Source organism: Cellulomonas sp. GbtcB1 (assembly GCF_019091725.1).
Taxonomy (GTDB): Bacteria; Actinomycetota; Actinomycetes; order Actinomycetales; family Cellulomonadaceae; genus Cellulomonas.
Window position 1 is genome coordinate 14,371 of record NZ_JAGXJG010000007.1, and the last position, 19,756, is coordinate 34,126.

Genomic DNA, 19,756 nt, shown 5'->3' on the forward strand with positions numbered 1-19,756 from the left:
GCCGCGCACGCCCCCCCCCGGTCGCCGGGTCGACGCGCAGAGTTGAGCGGAATAGGCTCAACTTGCTCGGCGTTGCACCGGACGTCCCGCGCGGAGCCGCGGGGCGACACGCACGCACGACCACGCGCGCGGCCGGCCGGCCGCGCGCGACCCGGACGCACGGAGGGGACGTTGGACGCGAAGCTCACCACCAAGTCGCAGGAGGCGATCGGCGACGCCATCCAGCAGGCGTCGGCCGCGGGGAACCCGCAGCTGGAGCCCGCCCACCTGCTGAACGCGCTGCTCGGCCAGGAGGGCGGCGTGGCGAACGGCCTGCTCGACGCCGTGGGCGCCGACCGCCAGGCGCTCGGCCGCGCGGTGCGCGCGATCCTGGTCAACCTGCCCGCCGCGAGCGGATCCTCCGTCGCGCAGCCGACCGCCTCCCGGGCCACCGCGTCCGCGATCGAGGCCGCGTCGGCCGAGGCGCGCACCCTGGGCGACGACTACGTGTCCACGGAGCACCTGCTGCTCGGGCTCGCCGCCGGGCAGACCGGTGTCGCCGACGCGCTGCGCGCCCAGGGCGCCTCCCGCGACGCGCTCGCCGCCGCGCTGCCGTCGGTGCGCGGCTCCGCCCGGGTCACCAGCCCGAACCCCGAAGGCACGTACAAGGCGCTGGAGCAGTACGGCGTCGACCTGACGCAGCGCGCCCGCGACGGGAAGCTCGACCCGGTGATCGGCCGGGACGCCGAGATCCGTCGCGTGATCCAGGTGCTGTCCCGCCGGACCAAGAACAACCCGGTGCTGATCGGCGAGCCCGGCGTCGGCAAGACGGCCGTCGTCGAGGGCCTGGCCCAGCGCATCGTCGCCGGCGACGTGCCGGAGTCGCTGCGCGGCAAGCGCCTGGTCTCGCTCGACCTGGCGGCGATGGTCGCCGGCGCGAAGTACCGCGGCGAGTTCGAGGAGCGGCTGAAGGCCGTCCTGGAGGAGATCACGTCCTCCGAGGGCGAGGTCGTCACGTTCATCGACGAGCTGCACACGGTCGTCGGCGCGGGCGCCGGCGGCGAGGGTGCGATGGACGCGGGCAACATGCTCAAGCCCATGCTGGCCCGCGGCGAGCTGCGCCTGGTCGGCGCCACGACCCTCGACGAGTACCGCGAGCGGATCGAGAAGGACCCCGCCCTGGAGCGCCGGTTCCAGCAGGTGTTCGTCGGCGAGCCGTCGGTGGAGGACACCGTCGCGATCCTGCGCGGGCTCAAGGAGCGGTACGAGGCGCACCACAAGGTGACGATCGCGGACGCCGCGCTGGTCGCCGCCGCCACGCTGTCCGACCGGTACATCACCGGCCGCCAGCTCCCGGACAAGGCGATCGACCTGGTCGACGAGGCCGCGTCCCGGCTGCGCATGGAGCTCGACTCCTCCCCGGTCGAGATCGACGAGCTGCAGCGCGCCGTCACCCGGCTGGAGATGGAGGAGGTCGTGCTGTCCGAGGCGGACGACCCGGCCTCCCGCGAGCGGCTGGAGAAGCTGCGCGCGGACCTCGCCGACCGTCGCGAGGAGCTCGCCGGGCTCACCGCGCGCTGGGAGAAGGAGAAGGCCGGCCACAACCTGGTCGGCGACCTCAAGGCGCGCCTGGACGACCTGCGCTCGACCGCGGACCGGCTGCTGCGCGAGGGCGACCTCGCCGCCGCGGCGCGGCTCCAGTACGGCGAGATCCCGGCCGTCGAGAAGGAGATCGCCGAGGCGGAGGCGAGCGAGCGCGAGGCCGACGCCGCGGCCGCCGAGGCGCAGGCGCCGATGATCGCCGACAAGGTCGGTGCGGACGAGATCGCCGAGGTCGTCGCCATGTGGACCGGCATCCCCGCCGGGCGGCTGCTCGAGGGGGAGACCGCGAAGCTGCTCCGGATGGAGGAGGTCATCGGCGAGCGGCTCATCGGCCAGTCCGCCGCGGTCGCCGCGGTGTCGGACGCCGTGCGGCGGTCCCGCGCGGGCATCGCCGACCCCGACCGGCCGACCGGGTCGTTCCTGTTCCTCGGCCCGACCGGCGTCGGCAAGACCGAGCTGGCCAAGGCGCTCGCGGACTTCCTGTTCGACGACGAGCGCGCCATGGTCCGGATCGACATGTCCGAGTACGCCGAGCGGCACTCCGTCGCGCGCCTGATCGGCGCGCCCCCGGGCTACGTCGGCTACGAGGAGGGCGGCCAGCTCACCGAGGCCGTCCGGCGGCGCCCGTACTCCGTGCTGCTGCTGGACGAGGTCGAGAAGGCGCACCCCGAGGTGTTCGACATCCTGCTGCAGGTGCTCGACGACGGCCGGCTCACCGACGGCCAGGGGCGCACGGTCGACTTCCGGAACGTCATCCTCGTGCTGACGTCCAACCTCGGTTCGCAGCACCTGGTCGACCCGCTGCTCGACCCCGAGCAGCGGAAGGCCGGGGTCATGGACGCCGTGCGTGCGGCGTTCAAGCCCGAGTTCCTCAACCGGCTCGACGACATCGTGCTGTTCGACCCGCTGTCGCTCGGGGAGATCGGCCGGATCGTCGACCTGCAGGTGGCCGCGCTCGCGGCCCGGCTGCGGGACCGGCGGCTCGCGCTGGACGTCGATCCGGCGGCGCGCGAGTGGCTGGCGATCGAGGGCTTCGACCCGGCGTACGGCGCCCGGCCGCTGCGCCGGCTCGTGCAGCGGGAGATCGGCGACCGGTTGGCCCGGCTGCTGCTCGCGGGCGAGGTCCGGGACGGCGACACCGTCCGCGTCACCCGCGCGGACGACGGCGGCCTGGAGCTGACCCGGGCCTGACCGCGCTCGGCGCGGCGTGTCCGCGATGTCCGGTGTGCGAGGTGTGCAGGACCTGTGCGCCTCGCACGCCGGACCGCCGTCCTCGCAGGCCGCGGGCGAGGTCGCGTGCGACGATCGACCGCGATGAACGCGACCCTCGCCCTGGCCGCCGGCGTCCCCGCCGCCTCCGACGCAGCGCCCGAGCTCACCGGTCTGGCCGGCTGGGTGGTGGGCGTGATCGAGGCGCTCGGCCCGGCCGGGGTGGGCCTGGTCGTCGCGCTGGAGAACCTGTTCCCGCCGATCCCGTCCGAGGTCGTGCTGCCCGTCGCCGGCTACGTCGCCAGCCAGGGGCAGATGAACCTGGCCTGGGCGATCGTCGCCGCTACGCTCGGTGCCGTCGCGGGCGCCTGGATCCTCTACGGGCTCGGCGCGTGGTTCGGTCGCGCGCGGCTGCGCCGCTGGCTCGAGCGCATCCCGCTGATGGAGGTCGAGGACCTCGACAAGGCCGAGGCCTGGTTCGACCGGCACGGCGGCGCGGCGGTGCTCATCGGGCGGTGCGTGCCGATCGTCCGCTCGCTCGTCTCGATCCCCGCCGGCCTGGAGCGGATGCCGCAGGTCCGGTTCCTGCTGTACACGGCGATCGGCAGCGCCGTCTGGAACAGCCTGCTGATCGTCGGCGGCTACGTGCTCGGCTCGCAGTGGCAGGACGTCGGGCACTACTCCGACTACATCAACTACGCCGTGTACGCGGCGATCGTGATCGTCGTCGTGCGGTTCGTCTGGACCCGCCTGCGCCGCCGCCGCGCCGCCGCGCAGGGCTGACCGCGCTCAGGCGAACAGCGCCCCGACCCGGGACGCGTACAGGTCCTCGCCCTTCAGGCGGCTCGTGGCCGCGGCGCCGACCACCCGGCGCACGCCGTCCTCGCCGACGAGCTGCGAGGCGCCACCCGAGCGGCCGAGCGGCAGCAGGATCCGCTCCGGGGCCGGGTGGTAGGACGCGGCGGGCTCGCGGCCCTCGACCAGCGCCGTGATGTTCGCGGCCACCACCTCGGCGTGCGCCCGCGCCGCCGACGCGCGCTTGGACTCCGGCACGTCCGTGATGTCGCCGACCGCGAACACCGTCGGGTGCCCGGTGAGCGCGAGCGTGTCGTCCACCCGCACCTCGCCCAGCCCGTTGCGCGCGCCCAGCAGGTCGCCCGCCAGGTAGTCGCTCGCCGGCAGGTTGCCGTAGCAGCGGAACCACATCTGCGCCTCGACGCGGACGCCCGCCTCGGTCTCCACGACGAACGGCTCGTGCACGCCGACGTCCGACGGCGGCAGGTAGCCCAGGCGGGAGCCCAGCACCAGCTCCACGCGGTCGGCGAGCTGGGCGCGCACCACCTCGCGCAGCTCCGGCAGGTAGTCGTCGGTGGTGAGCACGTCGTCCGCCTGGTCCACCACGGTGATCCAGAGGTGCGGGTAGGCGTCCAGCAGCTCGCCGACCAGCTCCAGGCCCACCGCGCCGGCACCGACCACGAGGACGCGATGCGCGCGCGCGAGCCCCTCGCGCATCCGGGCGAGCCGCGCCTGCGCGACCGCCGTCTCCGACTCGATGAACTTGGCCGGGAACGGGTAGGCGGTGCCCGTCGCGAGCACGAGGTAGTCCGCGTCCAGGGTCGTGCCGTCCGCCAGCCGCACCTGCGAGGAGGTGGCCCGCTCGACCCGCTGCCGCAGCACCAGGCCCCGGTCCAGCAGCCGCTCGTAGCCGAAGAACACGCGGTCCTCCCACGACGGGTCGACCGCCGCGCGCAGCGCCGCCGCCGCGTGCACGAACGCGTCCTTCGGGTCCACGAGGACGACGTCGGCGACGCCGTCCAGCAGCGAGGCGACCTGCGTCCCGCCGTACCCGCCACCGACCACGACGACCCGCGGTGCTGCCATGTCCGAACCCCTCTCGCCCCGACGCGACCGCCGGACGCGGCCCCGTGCCCTCGAGCCTGCCACCGCCGCCGCGGCGCGGGCTGGGACGCAGGACCCGCCCGCGCCGTGACGTGCACGACGTCCGCCCGGCCCGTCGTGCCTCGACCCGGCCCGTCCCCGTCCCCACCGCTTTCGCGCGCAGCCCTCTGATCGTTCGGGCGGCGGCGCGAAATCGGGGAGGGGACCAGGGCGGTCCGCGCCTCCACCCCCGCCGCAGACGCCGCAGGCCCTCCGCGCGAGGTGCGCGACGGGCCTGCGGGCGGGTGCGGCGAGCGGCGCCGCCGGGGGTCAGGCCGCGGCCCGTGCCACCAGCGCGTCCAGGCCGTCCAGGTCGAAGCCGCCCATGCCGAAGCTCGCGACGACGCGCATCGGCATGTCGCCCATCATCGCCAGCATGGTCGGCTCGAGCGCCGCGGTGGCCTCGCCGAACGCGGCGCCGAGCAGCTCGGCGCCCCGCGGGTGTGCCAGCCACTCGTTGACCGTCGAGTCCGCCGAGAGCGTCCCGTGCAGGGACTCGCCGGTGACCGTCACCTCGGCCGCGCCGCGGATGTCGCGGGACGACGCGCCGACCTCGACCACGGTGCGCCCGCCGCCGACGGCCCAGCGGCGCAGCGCCGGGTGCCAGTACGACAGGTCGCGGGCGTCGAGCGTGAACTGCAGCGTGCGGGACTCGCCCGGCTCCAGCGTCACCTTCGCGAACGCCTTGAGCTCGCGGGTCGGGCGCAGCACGGCGGCCTCCGGGTCGCCGACGTAGACCTGCACGGTCTCCGCGCCGGCACGGTCGCCGGTGTTGGTCACCGTCACCGACACGGCGACGGCGGACGAGGCGCCCTCGCCGGACACGGTCGCCGTCACGTCGGAGTAGCCGAACGTCGTGTACGACAGGCCGTGGCCGAACGGGTACGCGACGTCGACCAGGCGGGTGTCGTACCAGCGGTACCCGATGAGCACGCCCTCGCCGTACCGGACGTGACCGTTGTCGCCCGGGAAGTTGCCGAACGCCGGGGTGTCCTCGACGCGGTGCGGGATGGTCTCGGCGAGCTTGCCCGACGGGTTCCGCACGCCGAGCAGCAGGTCCGCGACGGCCGAGCCGCCGGCCTGGCCGCCGAGCCAGGTCTCCAGGACCGCGGCGGCGTCGTCCTGCCACTCGACGGCGACGGCCGAGCCGTTGGCCAGCACGACGACCACGCGGTCGTTCACCTCGGCGACCGCGCGCAGCACGGCGAGCTGGTTGGCGGGCAGGTCGAGGTGCGTGCGGTCGTAGCCCTCGGACTCGTCCGGCGCCGGCAGGCCGAGGAACAGCAGCACGGTGCCGGCGCCCCGGGCGGTCTCGACGGCCTCCGCGAGCAGCGCGGCGTCGTCCGCGTCCTGCGAGCCCTCGACGCCCGCGACCGAGAACCCGGCGGCGAACGCGAGGTCCGTGCCGGTGGCGGCGCGCAGCGCGGTGAGGGCGTCGTCCAGGCGGGTGGGGTTCACCTGGGAGGAGCCGGCGCCCTGGTACCGCGGGGTGCGGGCGAACTCGCCGATCACCACCGCGCGCGCCGCGTCGTCCGCCGACAGCGGCAGCACCGGGGCGCCGCCGACGACCGCGTTCTTCAGCAGCACCGAGCCGTCCGCCGCCGCCTCGCGGGCCAGCGCGTGGTGCGCCTCGACGTCGATGTCACCCGGCTCCGCGAGCGCGGGCTGAGCCCGGGCGATGAGCGTCAGCACCCGGCGCACGGCGGTGTCGAGCACGGCCTCGTCCAGCTGCCCGTTCTTCACCGCGTCGACGACGAGCGCGTCCGTGCGGCCGCCGGTGGCCGGCATCTCGAGGTCCAGGCCCGCGGCGACGGCGGCGACGCGGTCGACCACGGCGCCCCAGTCGGAGACGACCAGGCCCTCGAAGCCCCACTCGTCGCGGAGGACCTCGGTCAGCAGCCAGGGGTCCTGCGAGGCGTAGACGCCGTTGATCTTGTTGTACGAGCACATGACCGTCCACGGCTGCGCCTGCTTCACCACGCGCTCGAAGGCGGGGAAGTAGATCTCGCGGAGCGTGCGCTCGTCGACGTCGGAGGAGACCCGCATGCGGTCGGTCTCCTGGTTGTTCGCCGCGAAGTGCTTGAGCGACGTGCCCACGCCCTCGGACTGGATGCCGGACACGAGCGCCGCGCCGAGGTCGCCGGCCAGCGCCGGGTCCTCGGAGAAGTACTCGAAGTTCCGCCCGCACAGCGGGGAGCGCTTCATGTTCACGCCGGGGCCGAGCAGCACGGCGACCTCGTTGCCGCGGGTCTCGCGGCCGAGGGCGCGGCCGACGCGGTCGAGCAGGTCGACGTCCCAGGTCGAGGCCAGCGCGGCGGCGGGCGGGAAGCAGGTGGCGGGCACGGAGTTGCCGATGCCCAGGTGGTCGGCGCTCTCGGCCTGCTTGCGGAGGCCGTGCGGGCCGTCCGTCACCATCACCTGCGGGACCCCGAGGCGGTCGACGCCGTCGGTGTGCCAGAAGTCGGAGCCGGACGTCAGGGCGGCCTTCTCCTCCAGGGTGAGCTCGGCCAGGACGCGCTCGACGTCGAATGCGGCGGTCATGCGGGGGCACCTCCTCGTGCGGTGGGTCTGTTCCCGCCACTGTAGCCGATGCCTACCGGTTGGTCGGGTTTTTGGCCGGGATCCGCCGACCTCCTGTGAGAACCTGTCCACCACGCGCCGCCCGGCGCGGCAGGAGCACGGTGACGGGGGCAGGGACGATGTCCGTCGAGACGCAGCAACGGGGCTACGCGAAGGGGCGCGCGAAGCGCCGGGAGATCATCGACCAGGCGACCGCCATGTTCGGTGAGGTCGGCTACCGCGGGGCGTCGCTCCGCGAGATCGCGGCGCGGTGCGGGATCTCGCACCCCGGCCTGCTGCACCACTTCCCGACCAAGGAGTCCCTGCTGCTCGCGGTGCTCGAGCACCGGGACGACGTCGACATCGAGTGGCTGGAGACCGACAGCCCGGACGGGGTCACGACCCTGCGGCACCTCGTCGAGCTCGTGGCGCTGAACGCCACCCGGCGGGGGATCGTCGAGCTGTACGCGGTCCTGTCCGCCGAGGCGACCTCCGCCGACCACCCGGCGCACACCTACTTCCAGGACCGGTACCGGCGCGCGCTGGACACCGCGACGACGGCGTTCGCGCGGGCCGCCGAGCAGGGCGCGCTGCGCGACGGGGTGGACCCCGACTCGGCCGGCCGGCAGCTGATCGCGCTGATGGACGGCATGCAGGTGCAGTGGCTGATGGACGACGGCGCCACCGACATGGCCGGCGTCGTGCGGCGGCAGGTGCAGGACCAGCTGACCGTCCCGCTGGACGCGGCCCCGGACGCCGCCCCGGCCGACGCCGCGGAGCTCGACGCCCAGGGCTGACCGGCGAGCCGCGGCTAGGCCACCGGCACGGCCGTGCCGTCCAGCAGCGACCCCGTGAGCGGGGCCGGCGGCACCGCCACGCACAGCCCCGCCCGGTCGCCGCGCGCCCAGGACGCCTCCGTCGGCGCCCACGCGAGCATCCGCGTCCCCTGCTCCCGCTCGGCGGCGGTCAGGTCGCAGGACGCCGCGACCCGCGCCGACGCCTCGGCGGCGCCCGGCCACGCGGCACCGGGCTCGAAGGCGTAGGACGACACCGCCTGCGCGGCGTGCGGGTCCGCGCACGGCACGACGCGGACCCGGTCGACCGGGCCGTCGTCGGGCACGTCCGCGAGGCAGCTGCCCGGGACGAGCTGCACCGCGTGCGCGTCGACCGGCTCCGCGACGTCGGACGGCAGCGGGCGCTGCGCCTGCGCCGAGCCGACCAGCACCGCCGCCAGCGCGATCCAGGCCAGCGTCGTGAGCGCACCGAGGACGACGCCCGCCACCGCGAGGCCGCGCCCGCGACGGGGCTCGGGCGCCGCGCGGCGGGTGCGGCGGAGCCCGACGAGCCCGAGCGCCAGCGCGACGGGGCCCGTGCCGAGGACCCCGGCCACCAGCGCCGCGACCGCGACGCCGTCGGTCCGCGGGCGGGGCGGTGCCCAGCCGGGGGCGTAGAACGGCTCGGGGTAGCCGTACGGGTCGGTCACGTCAGACCTCCGCCGCGGACCCGGCCGCGAACGTCCCGGCGAGCACCGAGCCCGTGCCCGCCGGCTCGGTCGAGAGCACGCAGTAGGCCCACCGGTCGCCGGCGGCCCACTGGTCGGGGTGCACGAAGTACACGTCCGCCCACGACTCCGCCGGCAGCGCGGTCGAACCGACCAGGCGCTCGGCCACCGCGGCGCACCGGTCGAGCAGCGCGGTGTACGCGGCGTCCGGCTCGGTCACGTCGGCGCGGACCGGCTCCGCCATCGAGAGCTGCTCCAGGACCTCCGTCGCGTGCCCCGAGGCGCAGTCCACGACGCCGGCGTCCGACATGTCGTAGGTCTCCGGGGCGGTCGCGAGGCAGTCGCCGGGGACGAGGTCGTGCCCCAGCTCGAACCACGGCAGGGTGGTCTGCTCACCCGGCGCGCCGGCGGCGTCGCCCGGCGCCGGCCAGGAGCCCGCGGACGACGCGGTGGACGCAGTCGAGGCGATGCCCAGCGCGACCACGAAGCCCAGACCGACGACGAGCGCGGCGGTCAGGACGCCGCCGATCCAGGTGGCCGCGATCGCGAGGCCGCGACCGTCGGCGCCCGAGCGACGGACCCGACGCTGCGCGGCGATGCCGAGCCCGAGGCCGACGGGCGCGGTGAGCAGGCTCGTGGCGAACGACGCGAGGGCGAGGACGAAGGCCGCCACGGCCAGACCGTCGGTGCCGGGCGCGGGCGGGGGAGCGCCCCAGGCGACCGGCGGGGCGGGCAGGGCGACCGGTGGCGCCGGCGGCCAGGTGACCGGCGGCGCGACGGGCGGCGCGACCGGCGCACCGGGCCCGGCGTAGGGCGGCAGCGGCGCGTGCGGGGATGCGGACGGCGCCGTGCCCGGCCAGGCCGGCGGACCCGGCTCGGGGGTCGACATGCGCCGAACCTAGCGGGCGCGCCCGCCGCGCCGACGGTCCGCCGGTCCGGTTCCCCCGGACGGGCGTGCGCCCACCCCGCGGACCGTCAGGCCGCGTCGGCGATGTCGAGCACCACCGGCACGTGGTCCGACGGCGCCTTGCCCTTGCGCTCCACCCGCTCGATCGACGCGCCGGTGACCCGCGGCGCGAGCGCGGGCGAGGCCCAGGTGAAGTCGATCCGCATGCCCTCGTTCCGCGGGAACCGCAGCTGCTGGTAGTCCCAGTAGGTGTACGTGTGCTCGGCAGGCACGTGCACCCGGGACACCTCGGTGTAGCCGCCGGCGCCGAACGCCTGGAACGCGTCCCGCTCCGCCGGGGTCACGTGGGTGCGGCCGGCGAACACGCCGATGTCCCACACGTCGGTGTCGAGCGGGGCCACGTTCCAGTCCCCGACCAGGGCGACCGGCAGCGCCGGGTCCTCCTCGATCCAGCGGCGCGACTCCTGCTGCAGCGCCTCGAGCCAGCGCAGCTTGTAGTCGAAGTGCGGGTCCCGGACCTCGCGGCCGTTCGGGATGTACAGGCTCCACACCCGGACGCCGCCGCAGCTCGCGCCCAGCGCGCGGGCCTCGGTCACCGGGTCCTCGCCCCACCCGGGCTGCCCGGCGAACGCGTGCTCGACGTCGTGGATCCCGACCCGGGAGGCGATCGCGACCCCGTTCCACTGGCTGAAGCCGCTCGTGACCACCTCGTAGCCGGCGGCCTCGAAGGCCTCGCGCGGGAACTGCTCGTCCTTGCACTTGGTCTCCTGCATCGCCAGCACGTCCGTGCCGGACCGCTCGAGGAAGGCGATCACGCGGTCGACGCGGGTGCGGACGGAGTTCACGTTCCAGGTGGCGAGGCGCATGACCGGCACGCTACCGGCCGTTCCCGACACCCGCGGAACCGCCGCCCGGCAGACCCGGGCGACCGGGGGTCCGCGACCGTAGGGTGGCGGCATGGGAACCGCACTGATCACGGGCGCCAGCTCCGGCCTGGGGCTCGAGTTCGCCTGGCAGCTCGCCACCGCCCGGCACGACGTCGTCCTCGTCGCCCGCGACGGCGAGCGGCTCGAGCGCCTCGCCGCCCAGCTCCGCGCCGCGGCCGGGGTGAACGCCGAGGTGCTGCGGGCGGACCTGACCGACCGCGACGACCTGGAGCGGGTCGCCGAGCGCCTGCGGGCCGACGAGCGCCCCGTCGGGCTCCTGGTGAACAACGCGGGCATCGGGCTCGGCCAGCGGTTCGTCGGCAGCGACCTGGCGCAGCAGGAGGCGGCGCTCGCCCTCATGGTCCGCGCGGTGCTCGTGCTGTCGCACGCGGCCGCCGGCGCCATGGTCGGGCGGGGGCGCGGCGCGATCCTCAACGTCGGCTCGGTCGCGGCCCTGATGACGTCCGGCACGTACTCCGCGCACAAGGCGTGGGTGCGCACCTTCACCGAGGGCCTCGCGGCCGAGCTGGCCGGCACGGGCGTGACGGCCACGGTGGTGTCGCCGGGCCTCACGCACACCGAGTTCCACGAGCGCGCCGGGCTGCGCGCCGAGCAGGCGTACCCCGAGCTGGCCTGGCTGTCCGCCGACCGGGTCGTGGCGACGGCGCTCGCAGACGTCCGGCGCGGGGCGGTCCTGTCCACCCCGAGCCTGCGGTACCGGGTCGCGTCCGGCGTCCTGCGGGTGCTGCCGCGCTCCGCGCTCCGCGCGCTGTCGGCGCGCCGCCCGGACCGCGCCCCGGGCGACCCGGAGGCCTGAGCCGCCCCGCCGCCTCGCTACGCTGGCGGCCGTGACGACCTCCTCCCTCTCCCCGACGCCCCGCGAGCAGCTCCGCGACCTCATCGTCGAGCTGGCCGTCGTGCGCGGCCGGGTCACGCTGTCCTCCGGCCGCGAGGCCGACTACTACGTCGACCTGCGCCGGGTGACCCTGCACCACCGCGCGGCGCCGCTGATCGGGCACGTGCTGCTCGACCGGCTGGAGGAGGTCGGCCTGGGCACGGCGGACGTCGAGGCCGTGGGCGGCCTGACGCTCGGCGCCGACCCGGTCGCCACCGCGCTGCTGCACGCCGCGGCGTCCCGCGGGCAGGACCTCGACGCGTTCGTCGTCCGCAAGGAGGCCAAGGCGCACGGCATGCAGCGCCGCATCGAGGGCCCGGACATCGCGGGCCGTCCCGTCGTCGTCCTCGAGGACACCTCGACCACCGGCGCCTCGCCGATCACCGCCGTCGAGGCCGCGCGCGAGGCCGGCGCCGACGTCCGCGGCGTGGCCGTCATCGTCGACCGCGCCACGGGGGCGCGGGAGAAGATCGAGGCCCTGGGTGTGCCGTACCACTTCCTGTTCGACCTGGCGGACCTCGGCCTGGCCTGATCGCGCCGGCGCGCGCGGCCCGGCGCCGCGCCGCCTACGCCTTCCTGCCGGACCCACTGCCGCCGGGGGTGGCCGGGCCGGAAGGGGTAGGCGGCGTGCGCGTCGGGCGGCCGCGTGCGCGTCGGGCTCAGGCCTCCGGGGCCGCGGCGGCGCCCGGGTACGCCTCCGCCCACTCCGGCACGCGGTCGACGAGGTCCGCCACGGAGTCCAGCACCTGGGTCGGTCGGAACGGGTAGCGCACCAGGTCCTCGGTGCGGGTCGACCCGGTCAGCACCAGGAACGTCCGCAGCCCCGCCTCGATCCCGGCGACGACGTCGGTGTCCATCCGGTCGCCGATCATCGCGGTCGTCTCGGAGTGCGCGTCGATCCGGTTGAGCGCGGACCGGATCATCATCGGGTTCGGCTTGCCGACGAAGTACGGCTGCCGGCCCGTCGCCGCGGTGATCATCGCCGCGACCGCGCCGGTGGCGGGCAGGTCGCCCTCCTGGCTCGGCCCGGTGACGTCCGGGTTCGTCGCGATGAACCGCGCCCCGCCCTGGATCAGCCGGATCGCGCGGGTGATCGCCTCGAACGAGTACGTGCGGGTCTCACCCAGCACCACGAAGTCCGGGTCCGCCGAGGTCAGCGTGTAGCCCGCCTCGTACAGCGCGGTCGTCAGGCCGGCCTCGCCGATCACGTAGGCCGAGCCGCCGGGCTCCTGGTCGGTGAGGAACTGCGCCGTCGCCAGCGCCGACGTCCACAGCGACTCCTCGGCCAGGTCGATGCCGGAGGCCGCGAGCCGGGCGCGCAGGTCGCGCGGGGTGAAGATCGAGTTGTTGGTCAGCACCAGGAACGGGTGGTCGCCGTCCCGCAGCGCCCGCACGAACTCCGGCGCGCCCGGCAGGGCCACGCCCTCGTGCACGAGCACGCCGTCCATGTCGGACAGCCAGGAGGCGATCGGCCGGGCGGTCACTGGTCGAACGCCTTCCGCTCCACGGCGGCGCGCTCGGCGGGCTCGTCGTAGCGCTCGTCGCGGCCGTCCGCGGTGACCTGGCCGCGCTTCGCCGCCCGGCGGCCGCGCCACAGCTCGATCGCGACCGGGATCACCGAGACCAGGACGATCAGCACGGCCAGCGCCTCGATGTTGTCCCGGACGAACGAGATCGTGCCGAGCAGGTAGCCGAGCACGGTGACGCCCACGCCCCACAGCAGGGCGCCGACCACGTTGTACGACACGAACGTCCGGTACCGCATGCCGCCCACGCCGGCGGCGACCGGGGCGTAGGTGCGCACGATCGGCACGAACCGGGCCAGGATCACCGTCCGGCCGCCGTACTTGTCGAAGTAGGCGTAGGTCTGGTCGATGTACTGCTGCTTGAAGATCTTCGAGTCGGGCCGGCGGAACAGCCGCGGCCCGACCTTGTTGCCGATGAAGTAGGCCACCTGGTCGCCGAGGAACGCCGCCGCGAACAGCAGCACGCAGAGCAGCCACAGCGGGAAGTCCAGCGCCTCCTGCGCGACGAGTGCGCCCGCCGTGAACAGCAGCGAGTCGCCTGGCAGCAGCGGGAACAGCAGCCCGGTCTCGATGAACACGACGACGACGATCCCGATCAGCGCGTACGAGCCGAACGAGGAGATGAGGTGCTCGGCGTCGAGCCAGTCCGGCAGCAGCGCGGGCTGGGCGCCGAGGGCAGGGACGAGCGACACGAGCGCGGCTGACGCAGGCATGGGCCTCAGCGTACGGGTCGGGGGCCGGGACCCCGGGCGCCCGGCGTGCAGGTCCTGTGTGGGGTCCGCGGGCGGGGACGGGGTGCCGCGGGGCCTCGGCGGTGCGACAGGATGGCGGCCGTGACGACCTCCCCGCAGGCCGGCGAGCCCGGCGTCCTCGGCACCCCGCTCACCCCCGGCGCGACCCGCGTGCTGCTGCTCGGCTCCGGCGAGCTCGGCAAGGAGGTCGCGATCGAGCTCCAGCGCCTCGGCGTCGAGGTGGTCGCCGTCGACCGGTACCCCGACGCCCCCGCCATGCAGGTCGCGCACCGGTCGCACGTCGTCGACATGCTCGACGCCGCCGCGCTGCGCGCCGTGCTCGACGCCGAGCGCCCGCACGTCGTGGTCCCCGAGATCGAGGCCATCGCGACCCACGTCCTCGCCGAGGTCGAGGCCGCCGGGGTCCGGGTGGTGCCGACCGCGCGCGCCACGGTGCTGACGATGGACCGGGAGGGCATCCGGCGGCTCGCCGCCGAGGAGCTCGGCCTGCCCACCTCGCCCTACCGGTTCGTCGACGACCTGACGGCCCTGTACGCGGCGGTGTCCGAGGTCGGCGTGCCGTGCGTGGTCAAGCCGGTCATGTCGTCGTCGGGCAAGGGGCAGTCGGTGGTCCGGACCGCGGCCGACGTCGAGGCGGCCTGGGCGTACGCGCAGTCCGGCGGCCGCGCCACCGCCGACGACGGTGCCACGGTGCGGGTGATCGTCGAGGGCTTCGTGCGGTTCGACTCGGAGATCACCCTGCTCACCGTCCGGCACGCCGGCGGCACCACGTTCTGCGCGCCGGTCGGCCACGTCCAGGTCGACGGCGACTACCGGGAGTCCTGGCAGCCCGCGCCGCTCCCGCCGGGCACGCTCGCCGAGGCGCACCGCGTCGCCGCCGGAGTGACCGACGCGCTCGGCGGCTGGGGCCTGTTCGGCGTCGAGCTGTTCGTCGTCGGCGACCGGGTGCTGTTCTCCGAGGTGTCGCCGCGCCCGCACGACACCGGGCTCGTCACGCTCGCGTCCCAGGACTCCTCGGAGTTCGCCCTGCACGCCCGCGCCGTGCTCGGGCTCCCCGTGGGCGAGGTCCTGGAGCTCGGGCCGGCCGCGTCCTGCGCCGTCCTCGCCGAGGGCGACGGCGTGCCGCGGTTCTCGGGGGTCGACGCGGCGCTCGCGGTGCCGACCGCGCAGGTGCGGCTGTTCGGCAAGCCGTCCGTCGCGGGCCGGCGCCGGGTCGCGGTGACCGTCGCCCGCGGCGCCGACGTGGAGCAGGCGCGGGAGCGGGCGCGGGAGTCGGCGGCCGCCCTCACCGTGGACCTGGTGTGACCGCGGCCGGCGACGGCGGCCCGGCCGACCCCCGCGACCCCGAGGAGGTCGGCGTCGGACCCTGGCCGGGCGGCCCGAGCGCCTGGCCCGACGACCCGCGCCTCGACCCGGAGCTGCTCGCGCAGGGCGACCGCCGCAACGTCGCCGACCGGTACCGGTACTGGACCGTCGAGGCCGTCGTCGCCGACCTGGACACCCGGCGGCACCCGTTCCACGTGGCCATCGAGAACTGGGCGCACGACCTCAACATCGGCTCGGTGGTCCGCACCGCCAACGCGTTCAACGCCGCGGGCGTGCACGTGGTCGGGCGCCGCCGCTGGAACCGCCGCGGCGCGATGGTCACCGACCGCTACCTGCACGTCCACCACCACCCGGACGTCGAGCACCTGCTGGGGTGGGCCGCGACGGCAGGCCCGGAGGGCGGCCCGCTGCCGGTGCTGGGCGTCGACAACGTGCCGGGGTCCGTGCCGCTCGACGGCTACCCGGTGCCGCGGGAGTGCGTCCTGCTGTTCGGCCAGGAGTCCGCGGGGCTCTCCGACGCCGCGCGGGCCGGCGCGGACGCGGTGCTGCACATCGACCAGTACGGCTCGACGCGGTCGATCAACGCGGGCGCGGCGGCCGCGATCGCGATGCACGCGTGGGCGGTCCGGCACGCGGGACCGCCGCCGGCCTGACCTCGACCGGCGTCTCGTGGGCAGGACGTCCCGCCCGGCCTGCGCGCAGGACGTGCCAGACTTGGGGAGAAAGCGAAACCCCACTCTCTTTGGAGCTGCTGCGATGCCCATCGCCACCCCCGAGGTGTACGCCGAGATGATCGACCGGGCGAAGGCGGGCAAGTTCGCCTACCCGGCCGTGAACATCACGTCCTCCCAGACCATCACCGCCGCGCTGCAGGGCTTCGCCGAGGCGGAGTCGGACGGCATCCTCCAGGTCTCCGTCGGTGGCGCCGAGTACGCGTCGGGCTCCACGGTCAAGGACCGCGTCTCGGGCACCCGCGCGCTCGCCGCGTACGCCACCGAGGTCGCCAAGGGCTACGGCATCACGGTCGCCCTGCACACGGACCACTGCGTCAAGAAGAACCTGGACTCCTGGGTCCGTCCGCTCCTGGCCCTGGAGGCCGAGGAGGTCAAGGCCGGCAAGAACCCGACCTTCCAGTCGCACATGTTCGACGGCTCCGACATCCCGCTGGACGAGAACCTCGTCATCGCGGCCGAGCTGCTCGAGCTGTCGCAGGCCGCGCGCACCATCCTCGAGATCGAGGTCGGAGTCGTGGGCGGCGAGGAGGACGGCCACGAGGCCGAGATCAACGAGAAGCTGTACACCACCTCCGAGGACGGCCTGGCGACGGTCCGCGCCCTCGGCGCCGGCGAGAAGGGCCGCTACCTGACGGCCCTGACCTTCGGCAACGTGCACGGCGTGTACAAGCCGGGTGCCGTCAAGCTGCGCCCGTCGATCCTCGCGGACATCCAGAAGGCCGTCGGCGCGGAGATCGGCAAGGAGAACCCGTTCGACCTCGTGTTCCACGGCGGTTCGGGCTCCACGGCCGCGGAGATCTCCGAGGCCGTCGACAACGGCGTCATCAAGATGAACATCGACACCGACACCCAGTACGCGTTCACGCGTCCCGTGGTCGGCCACATGTTCAGCAACTACGACGGCGTGCTGAAGATCGACGGCGAGGTCGGCAACAAGAAGGCGTACGACCCGCGCGCCTGGGGCAAGCTGGCCGAGGCCGGCATGGCCGCCCGCATCGTCGAGGCCGCGCAGCAGCTGCGCTCGGCGGGCCAGCGCCTGCGCTGATCCGTCCGACGGCCCCCGGGGCCGGCGACGCGACGAGGGCCCGGTCACCGCGACGGTGACCGGGCCCTCGTGCGTGCGGGCGCCGGGACGGCGCTGCTCAGGCCTGGTGGTCGTCCTCGACCACGTCGAGCAGCTCGCCGATCCGGGTGACCTCGAGCAGGAACTGCACCGTCGGCGGCACGTGCAGCAGCCGGACACGGTGCGGGGTCCGCATGGCCAGGCGGGCGAGGAACGCCACGCCCGACGAGTCCATGAACGTCACGTGGTGCGCGTCGACCTCGATCGGCACGCCCGCCTGCTCGGCGTCGGTGGTCGCCTGCGCCAGGTCCGGGCCGAGATCCGCGTCGACCTCGCCGGAGAGGACGATCGTGGTCCGGTCGGGGGACAGGATGACGTGCACCGAGCCCGGCTCGCCGGCGGCGTCGCCGGGACCGGGTACGGTCGGTGCGGCCGCGGCTTCCGCGCCCTGGTCCCCGGCGAGCCCGCCCGGGGGTGTGCTGTTACCGTCGCGCACGATGCTCCCTCCCGTCCGGGTGGCGGCCGAGACGACCGCGCCGGTGATCGGCCACCGTCCCGGCGGGTTGCTGCACCGGGACCTGTCGGAGACGCTAGACGATCGGAGGCGGTGGTGGTCAACTCCACGCCCGGCGACGGCGCCGAGGAGACCGTCGGCTCCATCGGGCGGGCGGTGGGCCAGATCGTCGGGATGCCGGTCCTGGTGGTCGCCGCCGAGCCGCCCCGCTGGCCCGTCGTCTGGGTCAACCACGCGTTCACCGAGGCGACCGGCCTCACGCTCGACGACGTCGCCGGGCCCGCGGTCGACCTGATCGCGCTGTCCGCGGAGGACGCGTCCGGCCTGCACCAGCTCCAGGACGCGGTCCTGGACCGGCGCGCGACGTCCGCGCTGCTCCGGCTGCGTCGCGCCGGGGGCGACTGGTTCTGGGCGCGCACGGTCGTCACCCCGGTCACCGCCGAGGGCGCCGACGAGCCCACGCACTGGGTGGCGGCGCTCGTCGACGTGACCGACCAGGTGCACCGCGACGCCGCCGTCGCCGCGGAGGTCGAGGTGGTGCGCCGGGAGAGCGAGGACCTAGCGCTCATCGGCGCGGTCTCCGACCTGGTGATGGACCTCGACGACCCGTACGGCCTGCGGGCGATCGCCGAGCTGCTCGCGCACCGGGTGGTCGGCTGGGCAGGGTTCTACGTCGACGACGACGGGCTGCAGGCCGCGGACGGCGTCGACGTCACCCGGGCCCCGCGCGCCTCGGGACGCCGGCACGGGCCGGGCGGCACCGGCGTGCCGTTCGTGGCGCGCCGCGGCGCCCGCCCCGCCGGGGACGACCCCGTGCAGCGCCTGCTCGACGGCGAGGGCGAGCCGCACCTCGTCCTCGACCTCGACACCGACGCCCCGCACCCGCCGGGGACCGCGTCGGCGTGGCTGGCGGCGGACCTGCGCGCCCGCGTGCCCGGCGGCGCCGGCGTCGGGCACGTCGCGGTGCTGCCGCTGCCCGGCCGGCACCGGGTGCTCGGTCTGCTCGCGGTGGTCCCGCGGGCCGCCGCCGGACCTGACCTCGTGCACGACGCCCCCGCCCGCGGCGGCGTCGACGAGCGGACCCGCACGATCCTGTCGCTCACGGCGCGCCGGGTCGGGCTCGCCATGGAGAACGTGCGGCTGTACGCCCGGGAGCACCGGGTGGCGGAGACGCTGCAGCGCGCGATGCTGCCGGAGCAGGCCGAGGTCGAAGGGCTGGACGTCTGGTCCTACTACGCCCCGAACGTGGTCTACGCCCAGGTCGGCGGCGACTGGTACGACGTCGCGCAGATCACCGACGACGTGGTCGGCGTGGTGATCGGCGACGTCGTCGGCCACGACGTCGAGGCCGCCGCCGCGATGGGCCAGCTGCGCTCCGTCGTGCGCGCCTACGCGTTCGAGGTCACGGAGCCGGGCCCGGTGCTCGAGCGCGTGGACCAGCTGGTCGCCGGCATGCGCATCCCGCGGTCGGCGGGCCTCGTGCTCACGACCCTCACCCGGCGCGATCCCGAGGACGGCGGCTGCCCGAGCTGGCACCTGGAGTACTCCCGGGCCGGCCACCTTCCGGCGCTGCTGGTGCGGGACGGCGCGGTCGAGCTGCTCGACGGGGCGGGCGGCGCGCTGATCGGCTTCGGCGACGGGCGCCGGCGCACGGCGCGGCACGACCTGCTGCCCGGCGACGTCCTGGTCTTCTACACGGACGGCCTCATCGAGCGCCGGGACCGCGCCCTGCTGGACGGGCTCGCCGCGCTGCGCGAGGTGGCCGCGGGCGCCACCGCCGTCGACGCGGCGGGCATCGGCGAGGAGCTGCTGGCTCGGCTCGCGGACAGCCCCGAGGACGACGTCGCGGTCGTCGTCGTGCGCATCCCGGACCTGACCGACACCTCCGGCCACGGCGGCAACGTCCGCAGCCGGCGCTGGCAGCTGCCCAGCGAGCCCGGGTCCATCGCGCGCGCCCGGCACGCGGTCCTGCGGACCTCGCACGCCTGGGAGCTCGGCGACGCGTCGAACGCGGAGCTCGTCGTCTCCGAGCTGGTCGCCAACGCGGTGCTGCACGGCTGGGGCCGGGTCACGCTCCGCCTGCACGACACCGGCGAGGGGCTGCGGATCGAGGTCGAGGACTCCAACCCGACGCCGCCCGTGGCCACCGAGGGGCACCCGGGGCGGATCGGCGGGTTCGGGATGCGGATCGTCGAGCGGCTGGCCGACTGGGGCTGGCGGCCCTCGCGCGGCGGCAAGGTCGTGTGGGCGCGGGTGCGGCCGACGGAGCCGTCGGTGCTGGAGGGGCCGCGGGGCGGGGCCTGACGAGCCCGGCAGGGATCGTGG

At 75.4% G+C, this 19,756-nt stretch carries 17 protein-coding genes; 9 read left to right on the plus strand and 8 right to left on the minus strand.

Translation table 11 applies throughout. The features are described from left to right. The first annotated feature begins 171 nt into the window (after positions 1–171). Both clpB and KVT14_RS04140 read left to right on the plus strand, forming a co-directional pair. Positions 172–2,772 (plus strand): ATP-dependent chaperone ClpB, encoded by a 2,601-nt coding sequence (gene clpB / locus KVT14_RS04135; RefSeq protein WP_217614505.1) that lies wholly within the window; start codon positions 172–174, stop codon positions 2,770–2,772. A 123-nt stretch (positions 2,773–2,895) separates the two neighbouring features. Then, the gene (locus KVT14_RS04140; protein WP_217614506.1) at positions 2,896–3,573 is read left to right on the plus strand and encodes a DedA family protein; all 678 of its coding nucleotides are present in this window, start codon (positions 2,896–2,898) and stop codon (positions 3,571–3,573) included. A gap of 6 nt (positions 3,574–3,579) precedes the next feature. Here KVT14_RS04140 and KVT14_RS23385 read toward each other — a convergent pair whose 3' ends face one another. Then, a complete protein-coding gene (locus tag KVT14_RS23385) occupies positions 3,580–4,671 on the minus strand; it encodes an FAD-dependent oxidoreductase (protein ID WP_217614507.1) in 1,092 nt (363 codons plus the stop codon). A 327-nt stretch (positions 4,672–4,998) separates the two neighbouring features. Next, complete coding sequence (locus tag KVT14_RS04150; protein ID WP_217614508.1) at positions 4,999–7,269, minus strand: glycoside hydrolase family 3 C-terminal domain-containing protein; 2,271 nt, start codon at positions 7,267–7,269, stop codon at positions 4,999–5,001. A gap of 140 nt (positions 7,270–7,409) precedes the next feature. On the opposite strand from KVT14_RS04150, the gene KVT14_RS04155 reads away from it, so the two are divergent. Then, positions 7,410–8,084, plus strand: a complete 675-nt coding sequence (locus KVT14_RS04155) for a TetR/AcrR family transcriptional regulator (protein WP_308160881.1) — start codon at positions 7,410–7,412, stop codon at positions 8,082–8,084. A gap of 14 nt (positions 8,085–8,098) precedes the next feature. On the opposite strand, the gene KVT14_RS04160 is transcribed toward KVT14_RS04155, so the two are convergent. The 3 genes from KVT14_RS04160 to KVT14_RS04170 form a co-directional block, all read right to left on the minus strand. Then, positions 8,099–8,770 (minus strand): DUF4190 domain-containing protein, encoded by a 672-nt coding sequence (locus KVT14_RS04160; protein ID WP_308160882.1) that lies wholly within the window; start codon positions 8,768–8,770, stop codon positions 8,099–8,101. Between the two features lies 1 nt (position 8,771). Beyond that, complete coding sequence (locus KVT14_RS04165; RefSeq protein WP_217614509.1) at positions 8,772–9,677, minus strand: DUF4190 domain-containing protein; 906 nt, start codon at positions 9,675–9,677, stop codon at positions 8,772–8,774. Between the two features lie 86 nt (positions 9,678–9,763). Next, positions 9,764–10,561, minus strand: coding sequence for an exodeoxyribonuclease III (locus KVT14_RS04170; protein ID WP_217614510.1), 798 nt, complete (start codon positions 10,559–10,561; stop codon positions 9,764–9,766). Positions 10,562–10,652: 91 nt separating this feature from the next. Here KVT14_RS04170 and KVT14_RS04175 point away from each other — a divergent pair, with 91 nt between their 5' ends. Then, entirely contained in the window at positions 10,653–11,438 is a 786-nt protein-coding gene (locus KVT14_RS04175) for an SDR family oxidoreductase (protein WP_217614511.1), read from the plus strand. Positions 11,439–11,469: 31 nt separating this feature from the next. After that, positions 11,470–12,048, plus strand: a complete 579-nt coding sequence (gene pyrE, locus KVT14_RS04180) for an orotate phosphoribosyltransferase (protein WP_217614512.1) — start codon at positions 11,470–11,472, stop codon at positions 12,046–12,048. Positions 12,049–12,175: 127 nt separating this feature from the next. Here pyrE and KVT14_RS04185 read toward each other — a convergent pair whose 3' ends face one another. After that, complete coding sequence (locus KVT14_RS04185; protein WP_217614576.1) at positions 12,176–12,964, minus strand: HAD-IIA family hydrolase; 789 nt, start codon at positions 12,962–12,964, stop codon at positions 12,176–12,178. Between the two features lie 32 nt (positions 12,965–12,996). Then, on the minus strand, positions 12,997–13,755 hold the full coding sequence (locus KVT14_RS04190; RefSeq protein ID WP_147794622.1) for a VTT domain-containing protein: 759 nt from the start codon (positions 13,753–13,755) through the stop codon (positions 12,997–12,999). Positions 13,756–13,875: 120 nt separating this feature from the next. Here KVT14_RS04190 and purT point away from each other — a divergent pair, with 120 nt between their 5' ends. The 3 genes from purT to fbaA all read left to right on the plus strand — a co-directional run bounded on the left by purT (position 13,876) and on the right by fbaA (position 16,899). Further along, positions 13,876–15,099 carry a formate-dependent phosphoribosylglycinamide formyltransferase gene (purT, locus tag KVT14_RS04195; protein WP_308160883.1) on the plus strand — a complete coding sequence of 408 codons (1,224 nt, stop codon included), beginning with the start codon at positions 13,876–13,878 and terminating at the stop codon, positions 15,097–15,099. After that, positions 15,096–15,773 carry a TrmH family RNA methyltransferase gene (locus tag KVT14_RS04200; protein WP_217614514.1) on the plus strand — a complete coding sequence of 226 codons (678 nt, stop codon included), beginning with the start codon at positions 15,096–15,098 and terminating at the stop codon, positions 15,771–15,773. The genes purT and KVT14_RS04200 overlap by 4 nt, the downstream gene beginning before the upstream one ends. Positions 15,774–15,876: 103 nt before the next feature. Then, positions 15,877–16,899 (plus strand): class II fructose-bisphosphate aldolase, encoded by a 1,023-nt coding sequence (gene fbaA, locus KVT14_RS04205; protein WP_147794617.1) that lies wholly within the window; start codon positions 15,877–15,879, stop codon positions 16,897–16,899. A gap of 97 nt (positions 16,900–16,996) precedes the next feature. Here the strand turns inward: fbaA and KVT14_RS04210 are convergent, their stop codons facing one another. Then, complete coding sequence (locus tag KVT14_RS04210) at positions 16,997–17,299, minus strand: STAS domain-containing protein (RefSeq protein WP_217614577.1); 303 nt, start codon at positions 17,297–17,299, stop codon at positions 16,997–16,999. 225 nt (positions 17,300–17,524) lie between these two features. Between KVT14_RS04210 and KVT14_RS04215 the strand changes: the two genes are divergently transcribed. Beyond that, positions 17,525–19,735 (plus strand): SpoIIE family protein phosphatase, encoded by a 2,211-nt coding sequence (locus tag KVT14_RS04215; protein ID WP_308160884.1) that lies wholly within the window; start codon positions 17,525–17,527, stop codon positions 19,733–19,735. Positions 19,736–19,756: the final 21 nt, after the last annotated feature.